This is a genomic window from Streptomyces griseobrunneus, assembly GCF_046713465.1.
GTDB lineage: Bacteria > Actinomycetota > Actinomycetes > Streptomycetales > Streptomycetaceae > Streptomyces > Streptomyces microflavus.
The window spans coordinates 4,255,505-4,269,363 of sequence record NZ_CP177080.1 but is presented as its reverse complement, the minus strand read 5'-3'; the positions used below and the strand labels follow the sequence as shown (position 1 = coordinate 4,269,363).

Genomic DNA, 13,859 nt, shown 5'->3' with positions numbered 1-13,859 from the left:
GGTGCCGTCTCCGGTGCCGCCGTCGCCTCCGGTGCCTTCTTGGTGGCTTCCGCACGGGGTGTGGCGGCGTGTGTTGCCGGTGACGTGTGCGGCGCCGGCGGTGACTGCTTCATCGGCGCTTCAGGTACGCCTGGAAGGCATGGTTAAGCGCATGGTTGGCGCTGCCGCCCAACGGCCTCTCCCATTCCCCCAACGTCTCGACGACCTGCCCACCGGTGCCGAGCTTCCACCGCAGCAATCCGTACGCACGTTCCTCCGGATCGAGACAGGAGGGTACCCCGCGCATGTCGTAGACGTCGGCGCCGATGGCGTGGGCGTCCTGCAGCATCCGCCACTGAAGGGCGTTGGAGGGCCGGACCTCGCGGCGGTGGTCGGCCGAGGCACCCGTCTGGTACCAGGCCCGGCGGCCCACCGTGATCATCGTGTGGGCGGCCAGGATCTCGCCCTGGTGGCGGGCCAGGTAGAGCTTCATCCGGCCCGGCTCCTCCGCGTTGAGCGCGGCGTACTGGCGCTCGTAGTAGGCGAGCGAGCGGCCGAGCCGGAAGCCGTCGCGCCGCTCGGTGATGGCGAGCAGCCTGCAGAACTCCGGGAGGTCCGCCGCGCTGCCCACCACCACCTCCACGCCCTCCTTCCGGGCCCGTCGCACATTGCGGCGCCACTCCTGGTTGAGCCCGGACCACAGGTCCTGTGCGGTGCGTCCGGCGAGCGGTACGTGGAAGACGTGCCGGGGCTGGGCGTCCCCGTCCTCGCCGGTTCCGTCGCCGCCGCAGCGGCGCCAGCCCCGGGCCCGCAGCCGGTCGGCGACGGCCGCGCCGAGCGGGTCGACCTCACTGGCGAGGACGTCGCCCAGGCGTCGGCCCGGACCGGTGAGCGGCTTGAGCCGGGCGGCGCTCCAGCGCCGGTAGGCGGGCGAAGGGCCGATGCGCACGGCGAAGGCGCCCACGCGGCGCAGGTGCTCCAGGAGCGGATCGAGCCAGCCGTCGACGTCGGGGTCGCTCCAGTCGGCGACGGGCCCTTCGGGGAGGTAGGCGAAGTACTTACGCGTGCCGGGGAACTGCCGCAGCAGCACCAGGGCCACGCCCGTGAGTTCGCCCGCCTCCGGGTCCGGCCCCCAGCCGAGCAGTTGGGAGCGCCAGCCCTCCTTGACGTCGGCCCAGGACGGGCACTGGAGGAAACCGGCGCCGAGGGCCTCGCCGCCGGGGGAGGCGAGGAAGGCGCGGTAGGTCTCCGCGGTGATGGTTCGCAGGGCCACGTCCCCGTTCCGTGCCGGGCGCACGGGGCTGGACGACGAAGACGACGGCACGAGCAGCGCTGACACGGTCTGGCCTCTCCTTCTCCCCGGACCTGTCGCGGGGACGCTCCCCGCGCCTCTCGCGGGGGTGCTCCCCAGCCCGTTTGCCGGGGGTGCTCCCCCGCCCTTTCGCGGGGGTGGTCCCCGGCTCTTCTGCGGGGATGCAGAGGATGCTCACAGCGCTTCATGACCGCTCCGCGCGGCGAATGTGACCGGACCATGACCGTTCCTCACCAGTCGCCGTCACATCGCTCCGTAGCGTCTGACCTCGGGTTTTCCGGCTCTACAGTCACGACATCACCGACTCGCCCGCTCTCGTGGCGCTCACGGCTCTCGTGGTTCTCGTGGCTCTCCCGGAGGTCCTGTTGTCCCGCCTGTCCCGCACACGCGTTCTCGCCCATGCCCGCGTCCGGGCCGCCGTCGTGGCCGCCCTGCTGGCGCCGCTCGCCGCCTGCTCGTCGGGCGCCCCCTCCGGCTCGTCGGTCGCCAAGGTGACGCGGAGCCCCGACGACCGCCCCGTCACGGTCACCGTCACGCCCGCTGGAGCGAAGGCCCCGGCCGGCGAGCCCGTACGGGTCACGGCCACGGGCGGCCGCCTCACCTCGGTGACCGTCACCGACGCCAAGGGCCACCGGCTGGCCGGTGAGGTCGCCGCCGACGGCCGGTCCTGGGTCTCCGGCCGCAAGGCCGTACCCGGCACGGCGTACACGGTGGTGGCGGCGACCCGGACCGCGGGCGGAACCGCCGGCAGCACCAGGGCGGGCTTCACCACGGCTCCGGCGGACAAGGTCAACAAGGTCGACTGGCGACCGGGCGCCGGGGCCACCGTCGGCATCGCCCAGCCGATCTCCCTGGTCTTCGACCGCCCGGTCAAGAACCGGGCCGAGGTCGAGAAGCAGCTCCGGATCACCACCTCGAACGACACCGAGGGCTCCTGGGGCTGGATGCGCGACTGGTCGGGCCGGGACCGGGTGGACTGGCGGCCCAGGACGTACTGGAAGCCCGGGACCGAGATCACGCTGAAGGCCGAGCTGAACGGCACCGACTCGGGAGCGGCCGGCGGCTGGTTCGTCCGCGACTACACGACGGCCTTCACCATCGGCGCCGGGCAGATCGTCGAGGTCGACCTGGACCGCCACCGGCTCTCCCTCGTACGCGACGGGAAGACGGTCCGCCGCATACCGGTCTCCGGCGGCACACCCGGCGGCGACAAGCGTTCCTGGCGCGGGACCGCCGTCCTCATGGCCAAGGAGGGCACGATCAACATGAACTCCGAGACGGTGGGCCTCCGCGACGCCTACAACAAGATGGTCGACCACTCCATGCGGCTGACCTGGTCGGGCATGTACGCCCACGCCGCCCCGTGGAACGCCAGGTACTTCGGCCGGTCCAACCAGAGCTCCGGGTGCATAGGGATGAGCGACGCGGACGCGGCCTGGTTCTACGCGCAGGTGCGGCCGGGCGACCCGTTCGAGATCACCGGCAAGGACACCAAGGGCGTGGTCGAGCCCGGGAACGGCTTCGGCGCGTGGAACCTCTCGTGGGCCGAGTGGCAGCAGCGGAGCGCGCTGCGCCGATGACCGGCCAGGTCCGGGGCGGGCCGGCGGGCCGATGACCGTGCCCGCCGCACCACAACCTCTCCGCGGCCCCCGCCCCCTTGGGCCGATCGGCTCAGGCGCGGCGAGCCTCGGGCAGGTGGGCGGGCGGCGCTGGAAGATGGGCGGGCGCCGGTCCCGGGCGGGCCGGGCGGCATCGCCCCGCCGCGTGGAGAGGCCCGGATATGAAAGCGTTCGACGATCCCCATCCTGGTCCCGGTGGCCGCGACAGCGGCGACGGCCCCGGTGGCCACTACGGCGAGACCTTCTTCAGCCCCGACGCGGCGGGGGAGGGCGAGCGCATCGACTTCGGGGCCCTCGCCTACGACGGCATCACCATGGCGCGGCTGCGGGCACTGGGGGCGGGGCCCGGGTGGCGGTGCCTCGACGTGGGTGCCGGTACCGGCACCGTCTCCCGTCGGCTGCTGGACGAGGCCGGGGTGGCGAGCGTGCTCGCCGTGGACCGCGACGTACGGTTCCTCGGTGAGCTGTCCGTGCCGGGGCTGGACGTCCGGGAGGCCGATATCACCGGCCCGGACTTCGCCTCCGGCCCGTTCCACCTCGTCCACGCGCGCTTCGTGCTGATGCATCTGCCCGAGCACGACCGCCTGATCGGCGCGCTGGCCGAACTCGTTGCGCCCGGCGGAGTGCTGGTGCTCAGTGACGCGGTCGACCTGACGAGCGACCGGACGCCCGGCACTCCGTACACGGCGGCCATGCGGGCGATGTGGCAGGGGCTCGGGGACACCATCGGTACCGATGTCTCCTGGGTGCCGTCGTACCCGCGGCTGCTGCGGGAGGCCGGGCTCGGGCCCGTCGCCGCCGAGATCCACGTGCCGCCGCTTCTGCCGGGCAGCCCCATCAGCCGTTTCTGGGCGGACACGTGGGAGCGCAGCAGAGAGGCGATGGTCTCCACCGGACTCGTCGACGACGCGGCTGTGGACGCTGCTGTCCGGTACCTGGGGTCCGACGGGTGCGCCGCGTTGTCGGCCGGCATGCTCACCGCCTGGGGCTGGAAGCCGGGGGAAGGCTCCCGCTGATCACTGCCCGGTCCCGTACCGGCGGCGGACTACGAGGGGTACGGCACCGGCGTCCCGCTCCAGCCGGGTGGAGCGGGACGCCGGGGTCGATGAGGAGGGGCGCTGCCCTACCTCGGGGTGACCGCGCCGTCGTAGACGTTGTCCGGGGTGACGATCTGCGTGACCGCGCGGGCGAGCAGAGTGGACGGCTCCTGGCCGCCGCTGAGGGAATCCGTGTTGATCATGATGACCAGGGTGGCCTTCTGCGAGGGCAGGTAGACGGTCACGGTCTCGTACCCGGGCAGGGAGCCGTTGTGCCCGATCCACCCGTTGGCGTCGAAGATCCCCAGGCCGTAGCTGAGACCGGGGATGCCGGTCGGGATCGTCCTGAGCCGCTGCGCCTGGGTCTCGGGGCTGAGCAGCTCTCCGGTGGCGACGGTCTTCGCCCAGCGGCGCAGGTCGTGCAGATCGGAGATCATCGCCCCGGCGGCCCACCCCCAGCTGGGATTCCAGTCCGTGGCGTCGGCGGTCTCGCCGCTCAGCGTCTGGTCGGTGTAGCCGTGCGCGTGCGGCTCGGGGAACTCGGGCCCCGTGGGGAAGAGCGTGTGGTGCAGGTGGGCCGGGCGGAGCACCCGGTCGTGGATGAAGTGGTCGAGCCTCTGGCCACTGACCTTCTCGATCACCAGGCCGAGCAGGATGAGGTTGGAGTTGGAGTACTGGAACTGCGCGCCCGGCTTGAAGGTGTTCTTGTGCTTCATGCCGTACGCGAGCACTTCCTTGGGGGTGAAGTAGCGCTGCGGGTCGCTCAGCAGGTCGCGTTGGAAGTCCGCGTCGGCGGTGTACGGGAACAGGCCGCTGCGCATCTCGGCGAGATGGCGGAGCGTGATCCTGTCGCCGTTGCGGACGCCGGGTACGTACGCCGAGATCGGGTCGTCGAGCTTGATCCGGTGCTTGTCGACGAGTTCGAGCAGCGCGGTGACCGTGAAGGTCTTGGTCTCGCTGCCGATCCGGATGTACGAGTCGGCGAACATCGGCTCACGCGTGGCGGTGTCGGCGACACCGGTCGCCCGGACGTAGTTCCCCTTGCCCGGCATCCAGAGCCCGACGACGACACCCGGGATGCCCGCCTGTCTACGGACCTTCTCGATGGCCTTGTCCAGCCGCGCGCTCACCTCGGGGCCGAGGGAGCCGCCGCAGTCCCGGGAGCAGTTCCCGTTGCGGTCGGCGCTCGCGGCGTGGACCGCCGGGGTGGGAGCCAGGGCCATCGGGGCCAGTACGGACGCCACGAGCAGCGTCGCGGCGAACAGACGTCGGGCAGGGCTTCGTCGCATGAGGGGAGCGCCTCTTCCAGGTCGGGGAGCGGAGCGCCACATCACCATCCGGACTCCGTGCGCGGGGCACCGTGCGAGGCGGGCTCCGGCGAGTCCACTCGTTCGGCGCCGCGCGGGGTCACCGGGGCGGCCCCGGGTGCCCGCCCCGCCCGGCTACCGGCCGTTGTCCTCGGCGAGGGTGTGGGCGACCAGGGCGTTGGCATGGCCGTGGCCCAGGGCGTGCTCCGTCTTGAGCCAGGTGACCAGTTCCCCGTGCCTGGTCAGCGGGGAGGAGCGGATGAGGTCCTTCCACTCGGCGGCCGGGCGGCCGTACTTCTTCTCGATCGAGGGGAAGTAGCTGGCAGGGCCCTTCACGGCGTCGGTCATGGTGTGTGTCCCGTCTGTCAGGCGAGTCGGAGGATCTCGGTGTCGTCGGTATGACCGGCGGCGGGCCGGAAAGTCATCGGCCCGGCGAGAAGTCCACGGGCCGCGCTCATACGCCGTAACCGGCTCCGGCCCCCCGGCTCACCAGGAACGCGTCGCGCAGCGCCCTGCGCAGGCCGGGGACGAGCTGGTCGAAGCGGGCGGCGAGGGCCTTGAGCGCCTGCTTGTGCTCGCGGAGCTCCTTGTGGGAGAAGACCGTGGTCACCTCGCACTCGACGGCGAGCACCACCAGGGCCAGGACGTCCTCCGGGACCGCCGCCGGGTCGGCCCGTACGGCGTTCCGCACCGCCTCCTGGAGGGCGAGCACCTGGTCCGGGTCCGTGACGGTGGTCCGGTGGTAGGAGCCGAGGCCCCGGTGGCGCCCCTCCGGGCGGCGGACCGCCCCGGCCCCGGCCAGCTGCTCGGTGACGGGGGCCTCGGCCATATGGGCCGTGGGGTAGACGAACTGCAGCCACCCCTTCGGCTTCTTCACCGGCAGGTCGCTCCACACCTCCCGGAGGAACGGGTCGGCGGGCGGCTCGGTGACCATCCGGTGGACCTTTCCGCCCTCGGTGGCGAGCAGGCCGCCGAAGGCCAGCTCGGCCAGTGCCCCGGCGCGCAGCAGCTGGCCGCGCCCCTGGAGGTCGACGACCTCGAAGAGGCCGTTCTCGACGGTGTAGGTGAGCAGGTAGAGCCGCTGCGGGAGGGTGGGGTCCATGTCTCTCTTCCTGAGCGTGTACGGGGGTGGTCGGACACCCCCCGGGGCACCGGCCGTGCCCTCACACTCCAACGTGCCCGGGGAGGAGCGGGGTTCGGTGGGCGCTCTGTCATGCATCCGGATGACGGATGTCATACGCGTCGGGGCCGTGCCGGGCGCTGTGCGGGGGCTATTCGGGCGCTATGTCGGGGGCCGTGACGGGGGGTGTGTCGGGAGGCGTGACGGGAGGCGTATCGGGGGCCGTGTCGGGAGCTATGTCGAGGCCGAAGTGCAGCGCGCCGATCGTCATGCGCCGCGCGTGGTAGAACCGGTGCGCGTGGACGTTGGCGGTGCCGGAGTCCAGCTCCAGCCGGGCGCAGCCCGCCGCCCGGGCCCGTCGTTCCAGCTCCGCCAGCAGGTGCGCGCCGACGCCCCGGCCGCGTGACTCGGGTGCCGTCACCAGGTCGTCGACGAACAGCACCCGGCCCCGGCTCGTCGCGAGCAGCCGGTGGGTGGCCACCCCCAGGCCGCAGCCGGTGGCGTCGTACGCGACGGTGAAGCGGAGCCCCTGGCCGTACGCCTCCTCCGCGAAGGCGGCGAAGGCGGAAGCGGTCAACTGCGGGCGCAGGGTGCGGATCAGGGGGGCGATGTCGGCGTACATACGGGGGTCGTCGGGGGCGAGGTCGGTGAGTGTCAGGTTCATCACGGCGCTCATGCTAGGAGCGGGCTGGGCGGACCGGGTGGCCTCCGCGTATGCCCGCAGGAGGTCGCCCTCCGACCTGACAGACAATCCCGGCCGGTGGCGACGCGGCCCGCGCTCCGCTGCCAGAATCCGGCACCATGCTCGCCGCCTACATCGAACAGCTCGGCACTCCCGACACCATCCGGTACGGCGAACTCCCTCCGCCTGTCGCACAGGCGGGCGAGGTTCTGGTCGACGTGAGCGTCGCCTCCGTCAACCACGTCGACACCTTCGTCCGGTCCGGGGCCTGGCGTACCCCCCTGACCTTCCCCTTCGTGATCGGCCGTGACCTCGCCGGTACCGTCGCCGCGTCGGCGCCCGGCACCGGTTTCGCGGTCGGTGAACGGGTGTGGTGCAACAGCATGGGGCACGCCGGCCGGCAGGGTGCCGCGGCCCAGCGGGTGGCCGTCCCCGCGGACCGGCTCTACCGGCTTCCCGACGGGGTGAACCCCGAGGACGCCGTCGCCCTGGCCCATCCCGCCGCCACCGCCTACCTCGCCCTCCACCCGCACGGGCGGGTGCAGGCCGGTGAGACCGTCGTCGTCCTGGGCGGCGGCGGCAACGTGGGCAGCGCCCTCATCGTGCTGGCGGTGCACGCCGGGGCGCGGGTCGTCGCCACCGCCTCGGCCCGGGACATCGAGCGCTGCCGGGGCCTGGGGGCGGACGAGGTCATCGACTACCGCGACCCGGACGTGATGGGGCGGCTGAAATCCGCCTGCCCGCGCGGAGTTGACGTCTTCATCGACACCTCCGCCGCCAACGACCTGGAAAAGGCCGTGGAGTTGCTCGCGTGGCGCGGGCGGATCGTGGTGCTCGCCGGGATGGCCACCCGGCCGGTGCTGCCCGCCGGTCCGCTGTACCTCAAGGACTGCTCCGTGGTCGGCTTCGCCATATCGCAGGCCACCGCCGCCGAACTCGCCGCGGCGGCGGAGACCATCGGCACGCTGCTGGCCGCCGGGCGGCTGCTGCCCCCGGCGACGGTCCCGCTGCCGCTCAGCGCCGCCGCCGAGGCGCACGGCCGCCTCGAACGGGGTGAGGTCCGCGGAAAAATCCTGCTCAGGGTGGACCACCCGGTTCCGCCGGTCAGAACTTGACGGACCATACCGGTTTTTGTTGACCGGAGTTCCGCGCGCTACCAGAGTTCTCCTCATGAGTAAATCAGTCATCGACAACTCGCCGCTTTTCGAACTGCGCGCGGACATCGCCGTATCCGCCACTCCGGAAGAGGTCTACGCGGTCGTCAGCGACCTGCCGCGCAGCGCGGAATGGAGCCCCGAATGCCGGGGCGGCGAATGGATCGGCGGAGAGCCTTCGGCGGTGGGCACCATCTTCCGCGGGGAGAACCTGCGCAGCGAGGAGGTCGTGGGCTGGGCCCCGCTCGTGCGCGGGACCTGGTACACCGAGGCCCGTGTCACCGCGGCCGACCCGGGCGTGACCTTCCGCTGGATGATGCTCACGCACACCCAGGGCGACCAGGAATCGATCTGGGGCTTCGATATCGAGCCCCTCGCCGAAGGCAGCAAGCTGGTCCACCACTTCCGGATGGGAAAGGCGACCGCCGGAATTCACCACATCGTCTCGGAGCTCGACGAGGACGCCCGTAAGCGATTCGTCGAGGAGTGGACCGAGAAACTGGAACGGGACCTCGACGACACCCTCAAGCGCATCAAGGACGTCATCGAATCCGCATGACGGGTTCCTTCCCGCGTACGTGAACGTTCGTGAAACGGAGTGGGCGAGATGTTTCTGCAACGCATAGGGAACAAGGGCATCCGGCTCGGGACGCTCTTCGACCGGGCGGCCGCCCGGCACCCCGGCAACATGGTGGTCCTGGACCACGACCTGGACGTCGCGCCCGAGCTGGGCCGCCGGCTGGCCCTGCCCGAGGTGGCCGAGCTGGTCGCCGAACTGGCGTCGCGGCTGTGGGCCGCCGGGGTCCGCACCGGTGAGCGGATCGTCGTCCACAAGACCGACGGCTTCGACATTTCGCTGCTGGCCTGCGCCGCGGCCCGGATCGGCGCCGTGCCGGTGCTGCTCTCCCCCAAACTGGACGGTGCGACCGTCGTCGAGCTGGTGCGCAGGGCCCAGCAGCCCTACCTCGTCACCGACGAGGCCAAGCTCACCGGCAGCCTCCCGGCGGACGTCTTCGAGGCGGCGCGGAAGGTGCTCCTCACCTCCGGCACCTTCGAGGGAGCGACCCCGCTGGCGTCGTACGCCGGTGCCGAGCGGGTCGCCCCGATCACGATGGGGCCGGACCACCCGACGCTGATCACCCACACCTCGGGAACGACCGGCACGCCGAAGCTGGCGGTGCACACCGGTCACACCTTCCAGGCCCGCTACCGCCCCCAGGCCACCGTGGTCTCGGCGGTCCGCAGCCGTGAACCGGTCGCCATCCACGTCTCGTTCGTGCACTCGCGGATGTTCACCGCCATGCCGATCGCGATCCTCCAGGGCCACCCGCTGATCATCCTCAAGGACGACGAGCCGGAGTCCGTGGGCGCCCTCTTCTCGCAGATCCCGCCGGGTCTGATCGAGGCCCACCCCAACACCTTCCTGCGGTGGGAGGTGCTGGCGAACGACCCGCGCGGCCCGCTGAGCAACGTCAAGTACTTCAGCTCCACGTTCGACGCGATCCACCCCCGTACCGTGCACAAGCTGCTGGGCGCCTCGCGTCGGCGGCTGCCGCTGTTCGCCCAGGCGTACGGCCAGAGCGAGGTCGGCCCGATCGCGGCGCGCACCTACTCCCGCAAGCGCGGCGCCGAGGCGGACGGCCGCTGTGTCGGCTCGCCGTTCCACGGCATGACCAACGTGCGGGTGGTCAGCCGGGACGGCAATCCGCCGAGCAAGTCCTCGCCGGGCTTCATCGAGGTGAAGAGCGACGGACGGATCGTCACCTACCTCGGCGAGCACCCGCGGTGGGAGAAGCAGGTCAACGACGGCTGGTGGCGGATGGGAGACGTCGGCTACCGCACCAAGTGGGGCTGTCTGCACCTGCTGGACCGCGAAGTGGACGAGATCCCCGGGGTGGAGTCCACCCTGGAGATCGAGGACAAGCTCTTCGCCCGGGTCGAGGACCTGATCGAGGTCATCATCATCCCCGGCCCGGACGGGCGGCCCGTCCCGGTGGTCTCCACCCGCGACGACAAGCCGCTCGACGAGCGGGTGTGGCGGGACGCCGTGGTCGGTCTGCCCCCGATGGCCGACCCGGTCCGGTGGAAGCTGGAGGATCTGCCGCAGACGGCCACCACCAAGATCAAACGACTGGAACTGGCCCGGCTGCTCGCGGCCGGCTCCACGGGGAACGGCGACCGGCCATGACCGACGCCCCGCTCGAAATCTGTGTGGTGGGCGCCGGCCCCCGCGGTCTCTCGGTGGTGGAACGGCTCTGCGCCAACGAGCGGGCCGCCCCGCGCCACTCCCGTATCACCCTCCATGTGGTGGACCCCTCGCCGCCGGGAGCCGGCACGGTCTGGCGGCCCGAGCAGTCCCGCCACCTGCTGATGAACACCGTCGCCTCCCAGATCACCGTCTTCACCGACGACAGCGCCCGGCTGGAGGGGCCGATCGAGTCCGGTCCCAGCCTGTACGAGTGGGCCCGCGCCCTCGACGCACGGGCCGGGGCGGACGCCCCCGGCGCCGACGACATCGACGCCGACGTACTGGCGGAGGCACGGGCCCTCGGCCCGGACAGCTATCCCACCCGGTCCTTCTACGGCCGGTACCTGCGCAGTTGCTTCCAGCAGGTCGTGGACAGCGCCCCCGACCATGTGACCGTCACCGTGCACCGCTCCCGGGCGGTGGCCATCGCCGATGTGCACGGCGTCACCGACGGGACCCAGGGCGTACGGCTGGAGGACGGCACCCGGCTCAACCAGCTCGACGTGATCGTCCTGGCCCAGGGCCACCTGCCCACCCGGCTGACCCCGCGCGAGGCGCGCACGGCCGGTCTCGCCCGGATCCACCACCTCACCTACGTGGCCCCGGCTAACCCCGCCGACCTGGACCTCTCCGCCGTCGGCCCCGGGCAGCCGGTGCTGCTGCGCGGCCTCGGGCTGAACTTCTTCGACCACATGGCGCTGTTCAGCGCGGGCCGGGGCGGGACGTACGAGCGCGGCGACGACGGCAAGCTCGTGTACCGGCCCTCGGGGCGTGAGCCGCAGATGTACGCGTTCTCCCGGCGCGGGGTGCCGTACCACTCCCGCGGCGAGAACCAGAAGGGCGCCTTCGGGCGGTACTTCCCGCGGCTGCTCACCGTCGAGTACATCGCCAAGCTGCGCGCCCGCTCCGCCGAGGGCCAGCGGATCCGGTTCTCCACCGACCTGTGGCCGCTGATCTCCCGGGAGGTGGAGAGCGTCTACTACGAGACCCTGCTCACCGCCCGGGACCGCGCGGACGACGGCGCGCAGCTGGCAGAGCGGTACCTGAAGCGGCCCGCCGACGACGACGGGGCCCAGCTGCTCACCGAGTTCGGGATCCAGCCGGACGAGCGCTGGTCCTGGGATCGGCTCTCCCGGCCCTACGAGGACCGGCAGTTCACCAGCCGGGAGGGTTTCCGGGCCTGGCTGCTGGAGTATCTGGCGGCCGATGTGGTCGCCGCCCGCAGCGGCAACGTCAGCGGTCCGGTCAAGGCCGCGCTGGACGTGCTGCGCGACCTGCGCAACGAGATCCGGCTCGCGGTGGACCACGGCGGGCTGGAGGGCGACTCCTACCGGGACGAGCTGGAGGGCTGGTACACACCGCTCAACGCGTTCCTGTCGATCGGTCCCCCGGCCTCGCGGATCGAGGAGATGATCGCCCTCATCGAGTGCGGTCTGCTGGAGGTGACCGGGCCCGGTACGAAGATCGCGGTGGACACCGGCATGCCGCAGTTCGTCGCGGTCTCCACCGAGGTCCCCGGACCGCCGATCCACTCCACCGTACTGATCGAGGCCCGGCTGCCCGAGCCCGATCTGCGGCGCACCGACGATCCGCTGATGCGCCATCTCCTCGACACCGGCCAGGCCCGCCCGTACTCCATCGCCGGTTCGCGCGGCGCGAGTTACCAGACCGGCGGGCTGGCCGTCACCGAACGCCCCTACCGGCTGCTGGACGGGAACGGGCAGGCGCATCCGCGGCGCTTCGCCTACGGCGTGCCGACGGAGTCGGTGCACTGGGTCACGGCGGCGGGCATCCGCCCCGGGGTCGACTCGGTGACGCTCAGCGACTCGGACGCCATCGCCCGGGCGGCCCTGGCCGTGGCGCCCGTCGCCCACCGCCCGTGGTCCGCGCAGCTGCACACCTCGGACGAGGGAATCGTCGGGGTGATCGTGTGACGGCCGGAACCACCGGCCCCCGGGCTGCCGCCCCCGGTGCTCCGGCTCCGGGGGCGGCGGCCCGCCCGGCCGGCACCGACTCGGGGCTGCTGTCACCGGTCCGCGCGGGTACGCCCGGTGAGGCGGCGACCAGCGACGAGGCCTGGCTGCAGGCCATGCTGGATGCCGAGGCGGCACTGACCCGGGCCCAGGCCGGGATCGGCACCGTACCGAAGGAGGCCGCCGAGACCGTCACCCGCGTGGCGCGGGCGGAGGCGCTCGATCTGCGGGCGCTGGCGCTCGCATCCCGGGAGGCGGCCAACCCGGTCGTCGCCCTGGTGGCGGCGCTGGCCCGGGCCGTGGCGGCCGTCTCGCCGGAGGCCGCCGAGTATGTGCACCGGGGCTCCACCAGCCAGGACATCCTGGACACCGGGGCGATGCTGGTCGCCGCCCGGACGCTGGAGCTGATCGCGGCGGACCTGGCCGGGGCCGCGGAGTCACTGGCCCGGCTGGCGCGGGAGCACCGCGACACCGTCATGCCGGGGCGGACCCTCGCCCTCCAGGCCGTGCCGACGACCTTCGGGCTCAAGGCGGCGGGGTGGCGGCGGCTGCTGCTCGACGCCCACCAGCGGATCGTCGCGGTGCTCGACGGCGGGCTGCCCATCTCGCTCGGCGGGGCGGCCGGCACGCTCGCCGGATACCTGGAGTACGCCCTGGTCGACGGCGACGAACGGGCCGGGGACACCGACGGATACGTCGGGCTGCTGCTCGACGGGTTCGCCGCCGAGACCGGCCTGGCGCGGCCCCCGCTGCCCTGGCACTCGCTGCGCACCCCCGTCGCGGACCTCGGCGCCGCCCTCGCCTTCACCACCGGGGCGCTCGGCAAGATCGCGATCGACGTCCAGACGCTCGGCCGGACCGAGGTCGCCGAGGTCGCCGAGCCCTCCGTGGCGGGGCGCGGCGCCTCCTCCGCCATGCCGCACAAGCGCAACCCGGTGCTGGCCACGCTGATCCGCAGTGCCGCGCTCCAAGTACCGCTGCTGGCAGCCGGGTTGGCCCAGTGCCTGGTCACCGAGGACGAGCGGTCGGCGGGGGTCTGGCACGCCGAGTGGTCACCGCTGCGGGAGTGCCTGCGGCTGACCGCCGGGGCCGCGCACACGGCGGTCGAGCTCTGTGCGGGGCTGGAGGTGCACCCCGGCCGGATGCGGGACAACCTGGCGCTGACCGGCGACCAGGTGGTGACCGAGCGGATCGCGGCGCACCTGGCCCCCCATCTGGGCCGTGCGGCGGCCAAGCGGCTCCTTGCCGAGGTCGCCGACGAGGTACGGGCGAGCGGCCGCCCGCTCGCGGAGGTGCTGACGGCCCACCCCGAGGCCGTGGGGCTGCCGGCCGGCGCGGAGCTGGACCGGCTGTGCGAACCGGCGCGCTACACGGGAGCGGCGGGCGCCCTGGTCGACCGGGAGGTGGGGCGGGCGTAGGCGCGTACGA

Annotated in this window: 12 protein-coding genes; 7 read left to right on the top strand and 5 right to left on the bottom strand. The window is 72.6% G+C overall.

Annotated elements, in window-relative coordinates; all coding sequences use genetic code 11:
- Positions 1-109: 109 nt before the first annotated feature.
- On the bottom strand, positions 110-1,318 hold the full coding sequence (locus ACK8N7_RS19480; protein ID WP_500443432.1) for a lipid II:glycine glycyltransferase FemX: 1,209 nt from the start codon (positions 1,316-1,318) through the stop codon (positions 110-112).
- A gap of 347 nt (positions 1,319-1,665) precedes the next feature.
- On the opposite strand from ACK8N7_RS19480, the gene ACK8N7_RS19475 reads away from it, so the two are divergent.
- Positions 1,666-2,871, top strand: coding sequence for a L,D-transpeptidase (locus ACK8N7_RS19475; RefSeq protein WP_500445790.1), 1,206 nt, complete (start codon positions 1,666-1,668; stop codon positions 2,869-2,871).
- Positions 2,872-3,071: 200 nt separating this feature from the next.
- A complete protein-coding gene (locus ACK8N7_RS19470) occupies positions 3,072-3,926 on the top strand; it encodes a class I SAM-dependent methyltransferase (RefSeq protein WP_403217492.1) in 855 nt (284 codons plus the stop codon).
- A 107-nt stretch (positions 3,927-4,033) separates the two neighbouring features.
- Here the strand turns inward: ACK8N7_RS19470 and ACK8N7_RS19465 are convergent, their stop codons facing one another.
- The 4 genes from ACK8N7_RS19465 to ACK8N7_RS19450 all read right to left on the bottom strand — a co-directional run bounded on the left by ACK8N7_RS19465 (position 4,034) and on the right by ACK8N7_RS19450 (position 7,050).
- Positions 4,034-5,236: a serine hydrolase domain-containing protein gene (locus ACK8N7_RS19465; RefSeq protein WP_403217494.1), complete on the bottom strand. Its 1,203-nt coding sequence runs from the start codon at positions 5,234-5,236 to the stop codon at positions 4,034-4,036.
- A 153-nt stretch (positions 5,237-5,389) separates the two neighbouring features.
- Positions 5,390-5,602, bottom strand: a complete 213-nt coding sequence (locus ACK8N7_RS19460; protein WP_500443431.1) for a DUF4287 domain-containing protein — start codon at positions 5,600-5,602, stop codon at positions 5,390-5,392.
- Between the two features lie 106 nt (positions 5,603-5,708).
- Complete coding sequence (locus tag ACK8N7_RS19455; RefSeq protein ID WP_500443429.1) at positions 5,709-6,356, bottom strand: GOLPH3/VPS74 family protein; 648 nt, start codon at positions 6,354-6,356, stop codon at positions 5,709-5,711.
- Positions 6,357-6,525: 169 nt separating this feature from the next.
- Entirely contained in the window at positions 6,526-7,050 is a 525-nt protein-coding gene (locus ACK8N7_RS19450) for a GNAT family N-acetyltransferase (protein ID WP_500443427.1), read from the bottom strand.
- 125 nt (positions 7,051-7,175) lie between these two features.
- Here ACK8N7_RS19450 and ACK8N7_RS19445 point away from each other — a divergent pair, with 125 nt between their 5' ends.
- The 5 genes from ACK8N7_RS19445 to ACK8N7_RS19425 are packed head-to-tail and all read left to right on the top strand — an operon-like array spanning position 7,176 to position 13,849.
- Positions 7,176-8,171 (top strand): NADPH:quinone reductase, encoded by a 996-nt coding sequence (locus ACK8N7_RS19445; protein ID WP_500443425.1) that lies wholly within the window; start codon positions 7,176-7,178, stop codon positions 8,169-8,171.
- A gap of 55 nt (positions 8,172-8,226) precedes the next feature.
- The gene (locus ACK8N7_RS19440; RefSeq protein ID WP_500443423.1) at positions 8,227-8,769 is read left to right on the top strand and encodes an SRPBCC family protein; all 543 of its coding nucleotides are present in this window, start codon (positions 8,227-8,229) and stop codon (positions 8,767-8,769) included.
- Between the two features lie 48 nt (positions 8,770-8,817).
- A complete protein-coding gene (locus ACK8N7_RS19435; protein ID WP_403217501.1) occupies positions 8,818-10,398 on the top strand; it encodes a class I adenylate-forming enzyme family protein in 1,581 nt (526 codons plus the stop codon).
- Complete coding sequence (locus ACK8N7_RS19430) at positions 10,395-12,392, top strand: FAD/NAD(P)-binding protein (RefSeq protein WP_500443421.1); 1,998 nt, start codon at positions 10,395-10,397, stop codon at positions 12,390-12,392. Before ACK8N7_RS19435 ends, ACK8N7_RS19430 begins: the two co-directional genes overlap by 4 nt.
- Entirely contained in the window at positions 12,389-13,849 is a 1,461-nt protein-coding gene (locus ACK8N7_RS19425) for a nitrosuccinate lyase (RefSeq protein WP_500443419.1), read from the top strand. The genes ACK8N7_RS19430 and ACK8N7_RS19425 overlap by 4 nt, the downstream gene beginning before the upstream one ends.
- Positions 13,850-13,859: the final 10 nt, after the last annotated feature.

What these genes read in the sequence shown, in the direction of transcription:
- ACK8N7_RS19470 (WP_403217492.1), top strand. Translation starts at nt 3,072, where the DNA reads ATGAAAGCGTTCGACGATCCCCATCCTGGTCCCGGTGGCCGCGACAGC.
- ACK8N7_RS19465 (WP_403217494.1), bottom strand. Translation starts at nt 5,236, where the DNA reads ATGCGACGAAGCCCTGCCCGACGTCTGTTCGCCGCGACGCTGCTCGTG.
- ACK8N7_RS19460 (WP_500443431.1), bottom strand. Translation starts at nt 5,602, where the DNA reads ATGACCGACGCCGTGAAGGGCCCTGCCAGCTACTTCCCCTCGATCGAG.
- ACK8N7_RS19455 (WP_500443429.1), bottom strand. Translation starts at nt 6,356, where the DNA reads ATGGACCCCACCCTCCCGCAGCGGCTCTACCTGCTCACCTACACCGTC.
- ACK8N7_RS19450 (WP_500443427.1), bottom strand. Translation starts at nt 7,050, where the DNA reads ATGAGCGCCGTGATGAACCTGACACTCACCGACCTCGCCCCCGACGAC.
- ACK8N7_RS19445 (WP_500443425.1), top strand. Translation starts at nt 7,176, where the DNA reads ATGCTCGCCGCCTACATCGAACAGCTCGGCACTCCCGACACCATCCGG.
- ACK8N7_RS19440 (WP_500443423.1), top strand. Translation starts at nt 8,227, where the DNA reads ATGAGTAAATCAGTCATCGACAACTCGCCGCTTTTCGAACTGCGCGCG.
- ACK8N7_RS19435 (WP_403217501.1), top strand. Translation starts at nt 8,818, where the DNA reads ATGTTTCTGCAACGCATAGGGAACAAGGGCATCCGGCTCGGGACGCTC.
- ACK8N7_RS19430 (WP_500443421.1), top strand. Translation starts at nt 10,395, where the DNA reads ATGACCGACGCCCCGCTCGAAATCTGTGTGGTGGGCGCCGGCCCCCGC.